At 50.9% G+C, this 17106-nt stretch carries 15 protein-coding genes, 1 other RNA gene and 1 pseudogene; 5 read left to right on the top strand and 12 right to left on the bottom strand.

Annotated features, from left to right (window positions below; genetic code table 11):
- Positions 1–8: 8 nt before the first annotated feature.
- Genes murD through mraZ form a run of 8 tightly spaced genes read right to left on the bottom strand, consistent with a single transcriptional unit; the run spans position 9 to position 8836 of the window.
- Positions 9–1376 (bottom strand): UDP-N-acetylmuramoyl-L-alanine--D-glutamate ligase, encoded by a 1368-nt coding sequence (gene murD, locus BM334_RS01305; protein ID WP_092836828.1) that lies wholly within the window; start codon positions 1374–1376, stop codon positions 9–11.
- Positions 1377–1380: 4 nt separating this feature from the next.
- A complete protein-coding gene (mraY, locus tag BM334_RS01300) occupies positions 1381–2463 on the bottom strand; it encodes a phospho-N-acetylmuramoyl-pentapeptide-transferase (protein ID WP_092836826.1) in 1083 nt (360 codons plus the stop codon).
- Positions 2457–3896 (bottom strand): UDP-N-acetylmuramoyl-tripeptide--D-alanyl-D-alanine ligase, encoded by a 1440-nt coding sequence (locus BM334_RS01295; RefSeq protein WP_092836823.1) that lies wholly within the window; start codon positions 3894–3896, stop codon positions 2457–2459. Before BM334_RS01295 ends, mraY begins: the two co-directional genes overlap by 7 nt.
- On the bottom strand, positions 3893–5389 hold the full coding sequence (gene murE / locus BM334_RS01290; RefSeq protein WP_092836820.1) for a UDP-N-acetylmuramoyl-L-alanyl-D-glutamate--2,6-diaminopimelate ligase: 1497 nt from the start codon (positions 5387–5389) through the stop codon (positions 3893–3895). The genes BM334_RS01295 and murE overlap by 4 nt, the downstream gene beginning before the upstream one ends.
- On the bottom strand, positions 5382–7124 hold the full coding sequence (locus BM334_RS01285) for a peptidoglycan D,D-transpeptidase FtsI family protein (RefSeq protein ID WP_420849431.1): 1743 nt from the start codon (positions 7122–7124) through the stop codon (positions 5382–5384). The genes murE and BM334_RS01285 overlap by 8 nt, the downstream gene beginning before the upstream one ends.
- Positions 7121–7438, bottom strand: a complete 318-nt coding sequence (ftsL, locus tag BM334_RS01280; protein ID WP_092836814.1) for a cell division protein FtsL — start codon at positions 7436–7438, stop codon at positions 7121–7123. Before ftsL ends, BM334_RS01285 begins: the two co-directional genes overlap by 4 nt.
- On the bottom strand, positions 7428–8378 hold the full coding sequence (rsmH, locus tag BM334_RS01275; protein WP_092836810.1) for a 16S rRNA (cytosine(1402)-N(4))-methyltransferase RsmH: 951 nt from the start codon (positions 8376–8378) through the stop codon (positions 7428–7430). Before rsmH ends, ftsL begins: the two co-directional genes overlap by 11 nt.
- Complete coding sequence (gene mraZ, locus BM334_RS01270) at positions 8378–8836, bottom strand: division/cell wall cluster transcriptional repressor MraZ (RefSeq protein ID WP_055439299.1); 459 nt, start codon at positions 8834–8836, stop codon at positions 8378–8380. The genes rsmH and mraZ overlap by 1 nt, the downstream gene beginning before the upstream one ends.
- Positions 8837–9022: 186 nt before the next feature.
- Here mraZ and BM334_RS12935 point away from each other — a divergent pair.
- Positions 9023–11173 (top strand): annotated as a pseudogene (locus BM334_RS12935) (putative bifunctional diguanylate cyclase/phosphodiesterase); the annotation flags it as partial.
- A 95-nt stretch (positions 11174–11268) separates the two neighbouring features.
- Here the strand turns inward: BM334_RS12935 and rnpB are convergent.
- Both rnpB and rsmI read right to left on the bottom strand, forming a co-directional pair.
- An RNA gene (rnpB, locus tag BM334_RS01255) (RNase P RNA component class A) lies at positions 11269–11626 on the bottom strand.
- A gap of 12 nt (positions 11627–11638) precedes the next feature.
- Positions 11639–12514, bottom strand: coding sequence for a 16S rRNA (cytidine(1402)-2'-O)-methyltransferase (gene rsmI, locus BM334_RS01250; protein WP_092836807.1), 876 nt, complete (start codon positions 12512–12514; stop codon positions 11639–11641).
- Positions 12515–12607: 93 nt separating this feature from the next.
- Between rsmI and BM334_RS01245 the strand changes: the two genes are divergently transcribed.
- Genes BM334_RS01245 through dolP form a run of 4 tightly spaced genes read left to right on the top strand, consistent with a single transcriptional unit; the run spans position 12608 to position 16004 of the window.
- On the top strand, positions 12608–14458 hold the full coding sequence (locus BM334_RS01245) for a penicillin-binding protein activator (protein ID WP_157981848.1): 1851 nt from the start codon (positions 12608–12610) through the stop codon (positions 14456–14458).
- 38 nt (positions 14459–14496) lie between these two features.
- Positions 14497–14847: a YraN family protein gene (locus BM334_RS01240; protein ID WP_092836800.1), complete on the top strand. Its 351-nt coding sequence runs from the start codon at positions 14497–14499 to the stop codon at positions 14845–14847.
- A gap of 9 nt (positions 14848–14856) precedes the next feature.
- Positions 14857–15429, top strand: a complete 573-nt coding sequence (locus BM334_RS01235; protein ID WP_092836797.1) for an SIS domain-containing protein — start codon at positions 14857–14859, stop codon at positions 15427–15429.
- The gene (dolP, locus tag BM334_RS01230) at positions 15426–16004 is read left to right on the top strand and encodes a division/outer membrane stress-associated lipid-binding lipoprotein (RefSeq protein WP_241970879.1); all 579 of its coding nucleotides are present in this window, start codon (positions 15426–15428) and stop codon (positions 16002–16004) included. The genes BM334_RS01235 and dolP overlap by 4 nt, the downstream gene beginning before the upstream one ends.
- A gap of 17 nt (positions 16005–16021) precedes the next feature.
- Here dolP and BM334_RS01225 read toward each other — a convergent pair whose 3' ends face one another.
- Both BM334_RS01225 and sspA read right to left on the bottom strand, forming a co-directional pair.
- Positions 16022–16462 carry a ClpXP protease specificity-enhancing factor gene (locus tag BM334_RS01225; RefSeq protein ID WP_092839173.1) on the bottom strand — a complete coding sequence of 147 codons (441 nt, stop codon included), beginning with the start codon at positions 16460–16462 and terminating at the stop codon, positions 16022–16024.
- Positions 16463–16473: 11 nt separating this feature from the next.
- Positions 16474–17103, bottom strand: coding sequence for a stringent starvation protein SspA (gene sspA, locus BM334_RS01220; RefSeq protein WP_055439306.1), 630 nt, complete (start codon positions 17101–17103; stop codon positions 16474–16476).
- Positions 17104–17106 lie beyond the last annotated feature (3 nt).

Raw genomic sequence — 17106 nt, 5'->3', positions numbered from 1 at the left:
TATGTGCCCTAGTTACTTTTTGCTGTTTTGGTTAATTGCATAACAAGACGGCGGAACTCGTCGCCGCGATGTTCATAATTTTTAAACATATCTAAACTGGCACAGGCCGGTGATAACAACACCATGCTGTTCGCATCGGCCAGTTCAGCAGCCGTTGCCACGGCCTGTTCCAGTGTTTTCACACGCACGGCGTGTTCCACTTGATTGGCAATGCGCTCGGCGTCTTTGCCCAGCACAATCACCACGTCCACCTGCTGTAACGCAGCGCGGAAGTGGCTAAAATCAGCACCTTTGCCATCGCCACCCGCAATCAGTATTAGCTTGCCCGACACCAACGGCCGCAAGCCGAAAATAGCCGCTTCGGCAGCACCAATGTTGGTGGCCTTGGAATCATTCACCCATTGCACGTTGCTGATTTCACCAAGCGGCTCGCAACGGTGTGGTAACCCTTTAAATTGTTTTAAGGCATCAACCACATCTGTCGGGTTTACCCCAACGCTATACACCAGAGCCAACGCGGCTTGCACATTGAGCAGGTTGTGGGTTCCGGTAATTTTTAATTCGCTGGCTCGTACCAATGGCTCGCCGGAAAACTCAATCACAATATCGCCATCTATTTGACGCAGGCCAAACATATCTGGACCACGCTCTTCGCTTGGGCTAAGGCCAAAGGTCACTTGTGCGTTCAGCGGAATAAGCGCCGGCGCGGTTATTTCTTGTTCACGGTTCCACACGGCAACGTCAGTGCGGTTATAAATTCGGTGCTTCGCGTTTGAGTAATCACGTAAGTCGCTGTACCTGTCCATGTGATCATCGCTAATGTTGAGCAGGGTTGCACCGCGTAGGTGCAGATCATGCATCAGCTCTAACTGAAAACTAGACAGCTCTAACACAAACACATCGGCTGGTTGGCCAACTAAGTCCAACACTGGCACGCCAATGTTGCCACCCATAGCGACTTTTTTACCCGCCGCAGTTAATAAATCTGCCACCAAGCGGGTCACCGTCGACTTACCGTTTGAGCCGGTAATACCAAGCACTGGTTTGTTGGCGTGGCGAGCAAATAAGTCCATGTCGCCAACAACCGGAATAGCTGCGTCAATGGCGAGCTGCAAGGCCGGCAAGCGCAAGTCAACACCGGGGCTAACAATGAGAAGATCTAGCCCAAGCACGTGCTCAATTTCTAACGCGCCAGTGTGCACCTCAATGTCAGCATGTAAACTTTTTAGCTCATTTAGTCTCGGCGGCTCTTTACGAGTATCAAACACCACCGGCACAATGTCGCGTTGCAACAAATAGCGCACGCACGAGAGCCCGGTCTGGCCTAAACCGACAACGCCTATCGTTTCGTAACTATCTAATGCAGCTAATTTCATTGGCTTATCTCAATTTCAAGGTTGCTAAACCGATGAGCACAAACACCAGGCTCAAAATCCAAAACCGAACGATCACCCGTGGCTCTGGCCACCCTTTCAGCTCGTAGTGATGATGAATAGGCGCCATGCGAAACACCCGTTTACCGCGCAATTTGTATGAGCCCACTTGCAACATGACACTCAGAGTTTCCATCACAAACACACCGCCCATAATGAACAGCACCAGCTCTTGGCGTACCATCACGGCAATAATGCCGAGCGCCGCACCCAGTGTTAGAGAGCCGACATCGCCCATAAACACCATGGCTGGGTAGGTGTTGAACCATAAAAAGCCCAAGCCGGCCCCAAAAATGGCGGTACAGACAATCAGTAGCTCGCCTGATAATGGCAAGAATGGAATATTGAGGTAGCTGGCAAAGTTGGCGTTACCCGATGCATATGCAAACACCCCTAACGCACCGGCAACCATAATGGTTGGCACAATAGCCAAGCCATCAAGCCCGTCAGTTAAGTTGACGGCATTACTGGTTCCTACAACCACAAAATAAGCCAGCACAATGTACATCAGGCCAAGTTGTGGCATGATGTCTTTGAAAAATGGCACTAATAGTTGGGTTTCAGCACCAACAGTCGCGTGAGCATATAAATAAACTGCGGCTACAGTGGCGATAAGCGACTGCCAAAAGTATTTCCAACGTGCGGGTAGGCCGCGTGAGTTCTTCTGCACCACTTTGCGATAGTCATCGACAAAACCAACAGCGCCAAAGCCCAACACAACGCCGAGCACAACTTGCACATAGTGGTTGGTTAAATCAGCCCACAACAAGGTAGAAAGTACTATAGAAGCAATAATTAGCACGCCACCCATGGTTGGCGTACCTGATTTGCTCAAGTGCGACTGCGGACCGTCGTCACGCACCGCTTGACCTATTTGCAAACGCTGCAGATATTTAATGAGGGCAGGCCCCATCCATAGTGAAACCAACAATGCCGTAAGAACACTCAGAATGGCACGCATGGTTAAATACGAGATAACGTTAAACGCACTCGCAAATTGGGTTAAGTATTCAGCTAACCACACTAACATGCGTGTTTTCCTTCTTCTTTTTGTTGTAGCGCTTCAATAACACGCTCCATACGGGCACTGCGTGAGCCTTTCACCAACACCGTGACAAGTTGCTTGGCACTGTGCTCGTTGATCACTTGTTCTACCGCCGTAAGTAAGCTTTCCAAGGTAGAAAAATGGCGGCCGCCCTGGCCATTAAAGGCTTCGCTTGCACTTTGGCTGAGCACCCCAAGCGTAAATAACTGATCAATACCGGCTTGCAACGCGTGCTGCCCAACTTCGGCATGGTATTCGCGTGCTTCGCTACCTAATTCGCCCATATCGCCAAGCACCAGCAAGCGGTACCCTGGGTACACGGCCAGCATATTAATTGCCGCCTTCACCGAGCCCACGTTCGCGTTGTAGCTATCGTCGATAAGTTGAAGTTTGTCGTTGACAGAAATGACGTTTAAGCGCCCTGCTACCGGCGTTAAGTTTGCCAAGGCTTGTTGGCAGTCTTCGAGCGCACACCCTACCGCAATTGCGGCGCGAATGGCTACGAGTGCGTTGTCAACATTGTGTAAACCCGGCAGGCTAAGCACCACATGGCCTTGCTGCGCCATGTCGCCGGTAAGTTCGAGGTCAAATTCGGCACACCCATGGGCGTTTAGCTGAATATTGCGCGCCCGCACGGTGGGTTGAGCTGGTTCGCCTTCAGTGGCGTTGTGTTCGCTCACCGTCTGGCCAAAGGTTTCGTGCTTCACGTGCGTCAATTGTTGCGCCCAACCTTGCGCAAACTCGGAATGAAAGGGGGTCATGGCGAGGCCATTCGGGCCTAAGCCACGAAATATTTCCGACTTCGCACGGTATACACCATGTACACTACCAAAGCCTTCCACATGCGCCGGTGCGACGTTATTGATAATGGCAACATCTGGCGCGGTTAGCCCAGTGGTATAAGCAATTTCACCAATATGATTCGCGCCCAATTCAATCACGGCAAATTCATGCTGCGGTTCAAGGCGCAGTAACGTAAGTGGTACGCCAATGTCATTATTAAAGTTACCAGCGGTGGCCAACACGTTGCCGCGGCGACTTAAAATAGCTGCGAGCATTTCTTTGACGGTTGTTTTGCCGCTACTGCCGGTAATGGCAATGGTTTTTGGTGCAACATCAGCTTTTACTGCAGCGCCTAACAACCCAAGTGCGTAACGCGTGTCTTTCACCACAATATATGGGGCGCCTTGTGCTTCTTCAGCGCTTAGGTCGCGCTCAACAATACACGCGCTTGCGCCGTCGTTGATGGCCTGCGCTATAAATTCGTGGGCATCAAAATTTGGCCCTTTCAGCGCAATAAACAGGCAACCTTTCGGTAATTTCCGTGTGTCGGTACTTACGCTATCCACGGTACGGTTGGTGCCAACTAAGCGCCCGTTAACCGCGGCGGCAATCCACGCCAGATCGGTGCGTATCATAATGGCGCCTCCTCAGAAGAGGTCGTCTGATTCGCGACAATGCTTGCCACCAGTTTACGCTCGTCATAGTCGTACCGTTGCTGGCCGATGACTTGATAATCTTCATGGCCTTTGCCGGCAAGCACCACAATGTCTTGCGGCTGCGCTTGCGCAATCACTTGGCGCACTGCGTTTTCACGGCCCATAATTACCTGCACGCGCTGACGGCTTGGCATACCGGCTAAAATATCTTGCACAATTTGCTCGGGCACTTCGGTGCGCGGGTTGTCGTCAGTGACTACCACTTGGTCTGCTAGATCGGCTGCTACAGCGCCCATTTGTGGGCGCTTGCCGCGATCACGATCGCCCCCGCAGCCAAACACACACCATAACTGGCCATTGCAATGCCGACGCAGGGCCGTGAGTACTTGTTGCAGTGCGTCAGGCGTATGTGCATAGTCCACAATCACTAACGGCTGCTGCGGGCCAGAAAATGCTTCCATGCGGCCAGGTACCGCATGCAAATTGGCACATGCTGCAGCGGCTGCCGCTGGGTCATGCCCTAAGCTAATCACCGCTGCTAATGCAGCCAATAAGTTGTAAACATTAAAGCCACCTAACAGCGGCGAATGCACCGAGTGACTGGTCACGGTTTCACGATCAACACGCACATTGAGTGTAAATTCAGTGCCGTCTTCAGCATAACGCACATTGGATGCCCACAAGCTACGCGCGGTATTTTGCGGCGTGAGGCTATAGCGCCAGCTGTCGGTGCGATCGGGCAACCAAGCTGCAACCGCCGCGTCATCAACATTAAGAATGCTGTGCTGGGTATCTAGCTCTGTAAACAAACGACGCTTGGCACCGGCATAATTAGCCATGGTGCCGTGATAGTCCAAATGATCACGACTAATATTCGTCGCCACCCCAACCGCAAAGTGTACCTGTTCAACTCGGCGCTGAACTAAGGCATGCGACGACACTTCCATCGCCACCGCTTGAGCGCCTTCACTGGCTAACACATGCAGGCGATGTTGCACTGCAATAGCGTCGGGGGTGGTATGGCTTTCCGGTAATAATTGACCCGGGAAACCGCTACCGGTAGTACCGATAACGCCGCAACGCACGCCTAATTGCTCCAGCAACTGCGCTGCCAAATAAGTGACCGAGGTTTTACCATTGGTACCGGTCACGCCAATGACCTGTAAGCGTTGCGAGGGCTCATGAAAAAAGCGTCCGGCAATCGCGGAAAGCTGATTTTTTAGTTGTGGAACTTCAATCACCCAAGCGCTGCCCCGCTGCTCCATTCCAACCGCTTCAGAGTCAGCAAGAACAACACTAGCGCCGGCGCTAATGGCGGCATCAATAAAGTGGCGGCCATCGCTTTGGTAGCCAGGCACCGCCACAAAAACATCATGCGGCGCAACGTGGCGGCTATCCAGTTTAATGCCGCCTACTTTTACCGCGGGCAGTGGCAATGGGTATTCAGGAAGTAACGCAAATAACTCAATCATGGGTCCCTCCAAAGCCAGCTGCTTTTAATTCGGTGTCGGCCAAATTGTCTGGTGGTACATTCATGACGCGCAGTGCGTCGCCCACAATTTCAGCAAATACTGGAGCCGATACTTCGCTACCGTAATACTCATCGCCGCTAGGTTCGTTAATGGTCACCACCACCGCAATACGCGGGTCGCTCACCGGCGCAATACCAGCAAATAGCGTGACATACTCATCGCCATAACCACCGGCGACAGCTTTGCGTGACGTGCCTGTTTTACCTGCCACGCGGTACCCGCGAACTTGTGCACGGCTACCTGAGCCGTTCGCCACCACGCTTTCTAACATGCCTAACACTGCGCGAGCGGTTTGCGCTGAAATAACTTGTTCACCCTCAGGGGCCGCTTCGCGGCGCTGAATACTCAACGGCCGGCGCACGCCCTCGGCGCCAATAATGGCGTACATTTGCGCCAGTTGAAGGGTTGTGGCGGACATACCATAACCGTACGACAGTGTCGCAATTTCAAAATCAGACCAGCGCTGCCGGTTCTGCAGCACCCCAAAACTCTCGCCCAACATGGCTACCCCTGTGTCGTTTCCAAAACCTACCGCGGCATAGGTATCCAACATGTTGTTGATACCTGTGTCTAACGCGATTTTGGCAGTGCCAACGTTGCTAGAGTTCTCTAAAATTTGTGTAATAGTCAGCTCACCACGGTTACGTGGGTCGCTCACCCGACGTCCACCTAAGCGCATCCAGCCTGGGCTGGTGTCAATAATGTCGTCAGGTTTAATGGTTCCAGCTTCTAAACCGGCAATAACTGCCAATGGCTTCACCGTAGAGCCAGGTTCATAAGCATCGGTAATAGCACGGTTACGCAAGCGATGTGGCTGCAAGGTATTACGATTATTTGGGTTGTAGGACGGGCTGTTGACCATCGCCAGCACCTCGCCGGTTTTCACATCGACAATCACCGCCGAGCCTGAAGTGGCTTGGTGATAGCGCACGGCCTTTTTGACTTCAGCGTAGGCCAGTGATTGCAGACGTTGATCAATACTCAGCGTTAGTTGTTGTGGTTGTTGCGCTTCGGTGACACGAATTTCTTCAACAACCCGTCCTGCTGCGTCCTTGCGGTAAACACGCTCACCCGGAATACCGGTGAGAACTTGATTATAAATAGCTTCTAAACCCTCAATGCCAAGCCCATCGATGTCGGTAAAGCCCACCACATGGGCAGCAACTTCACCGGCTGGATAAAAGCGTCGCGACTCGGTTTTTAAGTACACGCCAGGAATTTCCAACTGGCGTACAAACTCAGCCACCCCCGGCGTAACTTTACGCTCTAGGTAGACAAACCGACGTGTTGGGTCTGCCACTTTACCGAGTAAGTCGTCGACGTCTGTACGAAATACTTCAGCCAGCGCTAACCAACGTTCGCGATTTTCTAAACCATTGCCTTCGTGCACGCGTTTAGGGTCGGCCCATACCGTTTGTACCGGCACACTTACGGCCAGCTCGCGGCCATTGCGATCAAGAATGCTGCCCCGCTGCACAGTGGTCGCGTCGGCCCGCAATGAACGACGATCACCCTCGTAAATTAAGCGCTCAGGTTCAACAAGTTGAATGTATGCGGCACGTGCCACCAAACTACCAAACACACCAAACACCACTAGCAAGGCAAAGTAAAAACGGCCTTTGCTTAAGTGCGGTTGCGCCTTTTTCACGGCGCGGCGGTTGGTTTTGGGTGTCATTGCCATGGCACGAGCACCTCTTGTTCAGCCTCAGCGCGCACCATGTTTAGGCGCTCTTCGGCAATACGGGCAACGCGACTATGCTCAGTCAGCGTGTTTTGCTCAATCTGCAAATGGCGCCATTCAATATCGAGGTCGTCACGTGCAGAAAGCAGCTCGTCACGCTCACTAGTAAGTAAGCGATGACCATGTGACACGTAAATAACCGACAAGGCCGTTGCGATAACCGCTAAAAACAGCAAAACCAGCATCAGATGCTGGCGGAAATCATCAAATAAAACAGACACTAACGATGGTACGCGGCTAGCTTTCATAATCTAACCTCGCGGCGATTCGTAGCACCGAACTGCGGGCGCGTGGATTGAGCTTGGTTTCGGCGGCCGAAGGCTTAATCGCTTTGCCAATTAACTTTAAGGTTTGGCCGCGATCAAAATCCGCATCGCGAATAGGTAACCCAGCTGGAATATCTCGGCCCTTCGCTTGGGCGCGCATAAAGCGCTTCACCATGCGGTCTTCTAAGCTATGAAAACTAATCACCGCTAACCGGCCTTCGGGTTTTAAACCGCTTACGGCAGCGGTTAGCGCGGTTTCAATTTCATCCAGCTCACCGTTAATGTGAATTCGAATACCCTGAAAGCTGCGTGTTGCCGAGTGCTTGTGCTTGTCTTTAAACGGCACTGCTTTGTCGATGAGGGTCGCCAGTTCGCGGGTGGTTTGTAGTGGCTGCTCATCGCGCTGCTGCACAATGGCCTGAGCAATGCGCCATGCAAAACGTTCTTCACCGTACTCACGCAGTACAAAGGCAATTTCGTCGGCGCTAGCGGTATTCAAAAAGTCGGCTGCAGTGGGGCCACAGCTGGTGTCCATGCGCATATCAAGTGGGCCTTCGCGCATGAAACTAAAACCACGGTCGGCGTCATCAAGTTGTGGGGACGAAACGCCAAGGTCAAATAAAATGCCGTCAAGCTTGCCACGCAGATGCTGCGCTTCAAGCACATCGTCAAGTCGTGAGAACGGGGTGTGGATAATGGTAAAACGTGGGTCATCGCGCAAGGCTTCAGCAGCTGCAATCGCGGTGGGGTCGCGATCGAGTGCGTATAATTTACCTTGAGCGTTTAATTGGGCCAGAATTGCGCGCGAGTGCCCCCCTCTACCGAAGGTAGCATCTAAATAAATTCCGTCTGGTTTGATCGCAAGAGCCTCGATGGACTCTTGTAACAACACCGAGACGTGTTGCGCTGCTTCTGTTGTCATTATAATGAGAAGTCTTGTAGTCGATCACTAAGGGCCAAGTCGTCTTGTTGCTCGGCAGCCATATCAGCTGCGATTTGTTCTTGCCATGCCGCTTCAGACCAGAGTTCAAACTTGTTGAGCTGACCAATAATCATGATCTTTTTGCTCAAATCCGCATGTTGACGCAACGTTGGCGCAATCAAAATACGGCCATTTTTGTCCATCTGGCAGTCTTCGGCGTGACCCAACAACAGGCGTTGAAGACGACGCTCTGCGGGGTTCATGCTTGATAAGGTGGTGAGCTTCTGTTCAATCAATTGCCACTGCGGCAACGGATACAGCAATAAACAGGGTTGCTTAATGTCAATGGTGCAGACCATTTGCCCGTCACAATCCAAAAGCAGACTCTTGCGATACTTTGCTGGTATCGCCAGTCGGCCTTTATCATCTAGACTGAGTGCTGCTGCGCCACGAAACATTGTTTTGATCCACTATTACCCACAAATCCCCACAATGTGACAGTCTAGGTGCCGATCTTTCTTTCTGTCAAGGAAAAATCATGAGTTTGCGGTGGGCAACACTATTGACGGCAAGGATGATGTAAAGGATGATGCGAAGAGTATGTCATCTAGCATATAATTCTACTAATAAGCTAACTCGTATAAATGAAGCAGATAGATGTTGTGAGTTTTCCAGATAAGTTCGGTAAGCAGTCTGAACGCTGGCGATTATTGCGCTACTTAGTGGTCGTTCTTTTTATTGCGTCAGCATTGCTGTATGCGGTGTACTTGGTGGTGGATAGCGAACGACAACAGCAACTGGAAGTAGAAAAACGTCGCGCCAGTGAACATATGAGCGCCATGCGCGGCCAAATTGAACAACGTCTGCAATCCAACATGCTGGCCTTACGTGCCCTGCGCCCTGAAATTCTCTGGCAAGATACCCCTGACCGCGTGCGCTTACAGCACATTATGGACGAGTTTCTATCGTCTGATCTTGATATTATGCACGTAGCCTTGGCGCCTGATCTCGTGGTGAAGTTTGTTTACCCGGTAGAAGGCAATCAATCGATGATTGGCTTCAATTACCGTTTAGACACCGACCAGTACGCAGGTATTCTGCGCTCAATCGCCGTTAAAGACGTGGTATTAACTGGGCCAGTGGAGTTAGTGCAAGGGCGCGAAGCGTTGGTCGCTCGTATGCCGGTATTTCGTAACGACCGAACCCTGTGGGGCGTTGCTTCATTAGTTATTGACCACGTGCATATGCTTGAGGGCGTGCAATTTTATCAGCACCCCAATTATAGCTTTGCCTTACGCCAAGCGGTTAATGACATTAACCCAGACCCTGTCGCATTTGCCGGCGAAAACGACGTATTCAAGCCCGACGCTTTAATTACTGAAATAAAGTTTCCACGCGGCCGCTGGGAACTTGCTGCTTATCCGCGCGACGGCCAGTGGGTGGCTACCAACGCCGATTTTTGGTTGCATTGGGCGATTGGCATTGGTTTAACTGCCGTTATTCTGTCTGCCTTCTTAATGCTGATATTTACCCAGCACCGGTTACGCGGCGCTATTTCAACTATTGCTTACCAGGCCCGCTACGATGGCTTGACTGATTTACCAAATCGTAACTTCTTTTCTGAGCAGCTAGGTGCCGATATTCGCCATGCGCTGCGCAATGAGCAAAAATTTGCACTGTTGGTACTCGACCTTGACCACTTGCGCGAAATTAACGACGTGCTCGGTCACGAGGTTGGTGATGCGTTGTTGCAACGTGTTGCTGAGCGTATTCGCACCAGTATTCGTGAAGATGATCTGCTGGCACGTATTGGTGGCGACGAATTTGCCATTGTGCTGCGTGACTTAAACGACCCCAGCGAAGCTGAAATTCGTGCCAAAGCCATTATGAATGACTTGTTGCACACCTTAGATATTGAACACAACCATATAAACATGACTGCGAGCACGGGTATTTCTATGTTCCCGCATGACGGGCAAGAAGTTCAGCAGTTATTGAAACACGCCGAATTAGCCATGTATGCCGCCAAGCAACAGGGCGCCATGAGCGTGCACTTTTTTGATGAGCAGTTACGCCAAAGCACTGAACGCGACATTAATTTGCACCATCAAATTATTAAAGGCATTGAAGCTGAACAGTTTGAAGTGCACTACCAGCCGGTTATTGAAACTGAAACCGGCTTGCTGACTCGTTGTGAAGCGTTAATTCGTTGGACCCACCCAGAGCGCGGTGCCATTTCACCGGCTGAGTTTATTCCGATTGCTGAAAAAACTGGGGCAATTATTGGCTTAGGCGACTTTGTATTACGCCAAGTGGTGCGCGACTGGAAAAAAATGAACAGTGCGGGATTGGACCTGTCGATAGCATTAAACCGCTCGCCGCGTGAATTTAACGACCGCCAAGCCGCGTCACATTGGTTAAACGTTATTGCTGCAGCTGATGTACCGCCAAACCGCCTGATGTTCGAGATTACCGAATCAATGCTAATGCGCAATAAAGAGCGCCAGTTTGCCAACTTACGTAAATTACGTGACGCCGGAATTACCTTGGCGATTGATGACTTTGGTACCGGCTATTCAAGCTTAAACTACTTGCGCTCATACCCCATTGATGTGATTAAAATTGATCGCAGCTTCTTGCATAACGTACCGCATCAAGGCCAACAGAAAGCCTTGGTCGAGGTGCTTATACGCATTGCCCACACGCTAAATATGAAAGTTGTGGCGGAAGGTGTAGAGCATGAACAGCAAGTTGAATTCTTGCAGCAGCAGAAGTGTCATTTCCAGCAAGGCTTCCATTACGGCCGTGCCATGCCACTGAACGAGTTTATTCGCTTTACGCAGCAGTTTAACCGCAACGTGTTGGAACAAACCGGTATTGACGAGCAGATTTCGGGAGCCAGCCGGTAAGCCGGGTTCTGTCGTGGACAATCATTCGTCTAGCCGCTAAATCACTCTAGCGTTCAAGCAGTCTACCCGGGTTCAACGCGGGCCGCGCCAATGAACCCCTATTTGACCTTGCTCCGGGTGGAGTTTACCGTGCCACGAACTGTTACCAGCCGCGCGGTGCGCTCTTACCGCACCCTTTCACCCTTACCTGTGCCTACCTAAGCAGGCCATCGGCGGTTTGCTCTCTGTTGCACTAGTCGTCGGCTTACGCCGCCCAGACGTTATCTGGCACCCTGCCCTATGGAGCCCGGACTTTCCTCCCCCTATGCAAGCATAGGCAGCGATTGCCTGGCTGACTCCCGAGCGCGCATTCTACTGGTTATCTTGCTCAAGTGCTAGTTGATACAGTGTGTTTTTACGAGCGCCGTGAATTTCAGCAGCCAGTGCTGCGGCTTTTTTAAGGGGCAGTTCTTTGCGCAGTAAGTTTAACGTTTTCATTGCGGCGGGGTTTACGTCGGCTTCGGCTGCCGCTTCGGCTCCGCTAATCATTAGTACCATTTCGCCACGTTGCTGGTTACTGTCGGCCAACACTTGCTGCTGCACTTCGGTAATCGTACCCGACAAATAGGTTTCAAACTGCTTGGTTAACTCTCGCGCCATGACCATAGTGCGCTCACCGCCAAACTCTGTGGCTAAATCAGCTAAGGTATCGACGATGCGGTGCGGTGACTCATAAAACACCAAGGTGCGTGTTTCATTCACTAACGCTTGTAACGCCTTACGACGTTGTTGTGGTTTAGCAGGCAAAAAACCCTCAAAACAGAAACGGTCGGTGGGTAGACCCGCGCCCGAAAGAGCCGTCACAAACGCACAAGCACCCGGCAATGCCGTAACCGTTATACCTGCCGCACGACATTGCTGAACCAAGACATAACCGGGATCACTAATCAACGGCGTACCTGCGTCACTAATTAGGGCGATATTGTCACCGCGTTGTAAACGCTCAATGACTTGTCCGGCTTTCTGCCGCTCGTTATGTTCGTGCAACGCAAACAGCTCTTGCTTTATGCCCAAATGCTGCATTAGCTGTCCGCTATGGCGCGTATCTTCTGCCGCAATAGCCTGACAATGGCGTAAAACATTTAACGCTCGCTCCGTCATGTCACCTAGGTTGCCAATCGGTGTCGGCACAATATACAGCGTACCCGTTTGCGGAACGGACGTGTGTGAAACAGGCGATGAACTCATGTTAACCCCTTGTAAGAACCTGACAGCCTCGTTGTGATGCCTTGCTTGACGGTTTATAGTATGTTCCATGAGTATGAACTGGATGGAACAAAAATGACGGTTGCTATTGTGCCAAAGAAGTTGTTGCTATGCATGGTTATTCTTGCGCTGAGTGCCTGTAGTAGCTCGCCGCAAAAGCCGACACCAACACCAACGAAACCTAGCCAAGAATACACTGAAGTACCTTTGCAACAGCAAGAGCGTACCGCAAATCAATGGCTTGCCGTAGCACAGACGGTGGAAGGCGCTGCACAAGTTGACGCGCTATTACAAGCGGCGGCTACCCTGCAACGTGATGAGCAATGGCAAAAAAGCGCTGTGGTGGTGGGGCAAATTCAACGTCATTTTTCAAGTTCACAACTGGCGCCATCTCAACAGCAGTTAGTCGCCCTACTAGAAGCGCGCTTTGCTGCACATGAAGCGCGTTGGCCCTATGTAGAACAGCTTTTACAACCGCTGTTAACGCCGCGTTTAACCGCGGACTACCCGCAACAGACATTAGAGCTGGCCTTGCAAGCAGCTCGCGCCCAGCAACACTGGCAGCAAGCGGCCCATTTTCAATTACAGCTAGTGAATATTCGCCCCACCGAAGGCAACAATGAAGCTGCACAGGCTGTTTGGGACACCCTTAAATATGTCAGCCAGCCTAGCGATGTGGTGTTACCACCGGCTTCGCAACGCACCCGTGAGGTAGCAGGCTGGGCCGCATTAATGCGCACCTTGCATGAGATAAATCGTCAACCTGAAGCATCGCTCTCATTGGCAGAAAATTGGCAGCAGCAATTTAGCGCGCATCCGGGTCAATTTGTGCTTGATGAGCTCACCAAATTAACCTCCACACCCCGTAACAACGTTGTGGTGCTGTTGCCATTGTCTGGGCAGTACCAAGCCCAAGGTACCGCGGTGCGCGACGGAATGGTGATGGCTTTAGCGCGCCAACCGCAAGTTAAGGCGACCTTTGTCGATACCAATCAGCTAGATTTTAGCCGTTTGCCTGAGCTATTACAGCAGCATCAAGCTAACCTGTTGCTTGGCCCGTTACTAAAACCAAATGTTGCTGCGGTTGATGCAACATTGTTGCCGGAAGGCTTGCCTTGGTTAACGCTTAACGAGCAAGAGGCAACATTGGACGCACAGCACGCACTGCAACATTATTTTGCCTTAGACAGCGAAACCGAAATTCGACAAGCGGCGGCTCACATGGCAGCGCAGGGGCACCGTCACCCGGTTGTTTTTGCACCAGATACAACGCGTGGTCGCCAACAAGCGGAGGTATTTGCGCAAGCATGGCAACAGCAATTTGCCGATGGCATGCCGCTAGAATCAGGCAATTACAGCACCACCGATGAAATGAAAAGTGCCGTGCAGCAGCAATTAGGGGTAAGCCAAAGCGATGCCCGCATTTATCAAGTCAAAATCGCTGCTGGTAAAATTATTGTCGACGCAGAAGCGCGCAGTCGCGCTGACTTAGATTCGGTGTACTTGGTTGGTGGCATAGAACAAACTCGCTTGCTTAAACCCTTTATTGACGTCAACATTTCAGCATTTCGTAAAGCTCTACCGGTTTATGCAAATTCTGGTAGTCACACTTTACGCAACAGCTTGAGCGAGAATGATCTCGACAACGTTCGATTTACTGAAGCGCCGTGGTTACTGCCGAATCATACACAACAGCAAATGCTTGAAGATATGCTGAAGCTGCGCAGTACTTGGGGCTACAATGACGCACGCCTAGCCGCTTTTGGCCATGACGCCGTGGTACTGAGCCAACGTTTACCGCTGTTGCAGCTTATGCCCGGTATCTCAGCGGAGGGGCTTACTGGTAACCTACACGTTGAAGCGCAACGCATCATTCGGGAGCTTCAATGGGCACGTTTTGATGAGCATGAGGTGGTTGCTCGATAGCGCCATCGTAAAACTTCACAAGAACTTAAGGACACGGAATGTCACGAAAAGATATGGGCGACCACGGCGAGCAAGTTGCGCGCGCGCTATTGGAGCAAAACGGCTTACAATTTATCATGAGCAACTATAGTTGCGACATGGGCGAAATTGATCTCATTATGCGCGACGGTGACTGTTGGGTATTCATTGAGGTAAAGTGTCGCAGTGATGAGCATTTCGCCACCGTTGTGGAACAGATCACTCCTGCACAGTGTCAGAGAATTAGACGTTGTGCGCAATTATTCCTTTTACAACAAGAATTAAATGAGCATGTTACTCCCATGCGCTTTGATGTTGTTGCTATTGTCATTGATTATGATCAAGCACAGTGGCTACAAGATGCTTTTTGATGAGGCTTTATGCAAGACCCAATAAAAACGTTATTTGCTGAATGCATTCAAACCCAGATTGCTGCAGCTGACTTGCTGCAAGAGCCGTTAGAACGCGCTGCAGACTTGCTCGTTGAGTCGCTTCTGCATGGGCGTAAAGTCTATTGCTGTGGCGAAAATCTAGCCCATGCTACCTCGCGTCACTTTGCGCATATTATGCTGACCGGCTTAAGCTTTGAGCGCCCACCGTTCCCTGTCACTTCGTTACATGCCGATTATGGCGCACTGCAGCATGAGCGTATGTTTGCGCAGCAAATTCAAGCGGTGGGGCAAGCTAGTGACGTGCTCCTGGTATTCAATGCGAGCACGCGCGCACCACGCGTCAGTGCAGCTATGGAAGCAGCCTTAAGCCGCCAAATGTTAATTATTGCCATAACTCAAGAAGCAGATAACGACATAAGTGGACTACTTGGCCCCGATGATGTAGAAATTCGCATACCAACAACAAACACGGCCCGTGCAAGCGAACATCTATTGCAAGTTTCGAACATGCTGTGCGCCGTAGCAGAACATCGTATTTTCCCACAGGAGACTGACTCGTGAAAAAAACTAGGTTGTTGTCAATGAGTGCACTGGCTTTGGCTTCAAGTTTAACGCTATCAGGCTGTACTGCGCTGGTCGTTGGTGCCACCGCCGTCGGTATATCAGCCGCAACAGATACGCGCAGTGTAGGCACACAACTAGACGATCAAACCATTGAAGTACGTGTAATTACTGCCCTGCAAACCGACGACCGATTTGATGAGTCACGTATTCAAGTGGTGTCATTTAATCGTTCGGTATTGTTGTTAGGGCAAGTTGGCAACAGTTCGTTGCGCGACTTAGCGAGCCATGTGGTACGTAATACCAAAGGGGTGGATCGTGTGCACAATGAACTCAAAGTTGCGCCGGTTATTTCCTTTGGACAAATTAGTAAAGACACTTATATAACAAGTAAAATTAAAGCTAAGTTCGTTGCTGATGACGTGATTAAAGCTTCTGATATAAAAGTTGTCACCGAAGGTGGCGAAGTTGCATTAATGGGAATAGTCAGTCGCGATGTGGCTCATCAGGCTATTGAAATTGCGCGGAACATAAATGGCGTGACACGTGTTATTGATGCGTTCGATGCAAGATAACTTCAACGCTTTGGGTGTTATTTGATCACACGCAAATGAGAGCCGGAGGATTTCTTCGGCTTTTTTGCTTCTTTGCTTGTGTCAGTTGATGCGCTTGCTGGCTGTTCAGACTCTTCGCTATAGGCCACCGGCTGCGGGTCTTCGTAATGCGGCTCCGCATCAAACATAGAACCAGCGCCGTTTTCACGCGCATACAACGCCATAGCCGCACCCATAGGTACGATGACGCGATGAGGACTACCTGAAAACCGAGCGTTAAACTGGATGCTGTGGTTATCAATGACAAAATTGGTAACCGCTGTTGGCGAGATATTTAGGATAATTTGTCCGTCTTGGACAAATTGCCATGGCACTTGGCAGCCCGGATAGTCAGCGTCGACCACGAGGTGCGGCGTCAGCTGATTATCAAGAATCCACTCATACACCGCCCGCACAAGGTACGGACGGCGTGGTGTCATGGCTTGCTCACTCACCGACCTAAGTCTCGCTCAGCATCTGTCAGTGATTCTTGGAATGACTCGCGCTCAAATACACGAACCATATAGGCTTTCACTGCTTTCGCAGCGGCGCCTTCAAGTTCGATGCCATACAGTGGCAAGCGCCACAATAATGGAGCTAAATAGCAGTCAACCAAGCTAAACTCTTCGCTCATAAAGAACGGCGCATCGGCAAACAATGGCGCAAGTGACAAGATACCTTCGCGTAATTCTTGACGCGCTGCATCGGCACCTTTTCCACCAGCCAAAATTTTATCCGCAAGCGCATACCAATCACGATCGATACGGTACATCATCAAGCGGCTTGTGCCACGAGCCACCGGGTAAACCGGCATCAATGGCGGATGCGGAAAACGTTCATCAAGGTATTCCATGATGATGTGAGCGTTGTATAAAACGAGTTCACGGTCCGACAAGGTCGGTAACGCATCAGCATATGGGTTTAGCTGCATGAGGTCTTCCGGAAGGTTATCCGGTTCAACAAAAGTAACCTCAACGCCAACGCCCTTTTCGGCCAAGACGATACGTACTTGATGGCTGCGTAAGTCATTTACGCCCGAATATAAGGTCATCACTGACCGTTTGTTTGCCGCAACCGACATGGT

Source organism: Pseudidiomarina donghaiensis, assembly GCF_900116895.1.
In the GTDB taxonomy this organism is placed as follows: domain Bacteria; phylum Pseudomonadota; class Gammaproteobacteria; order Enterobacterales; family Alteromonadaceae; genus Pseudidiomarina; species Pseudidiomarina donghaiensis.
Note: the sequence above shows the minus strand (reverse complement) of the source record. Positions and strands in the feature narration are given on the sequence as shown.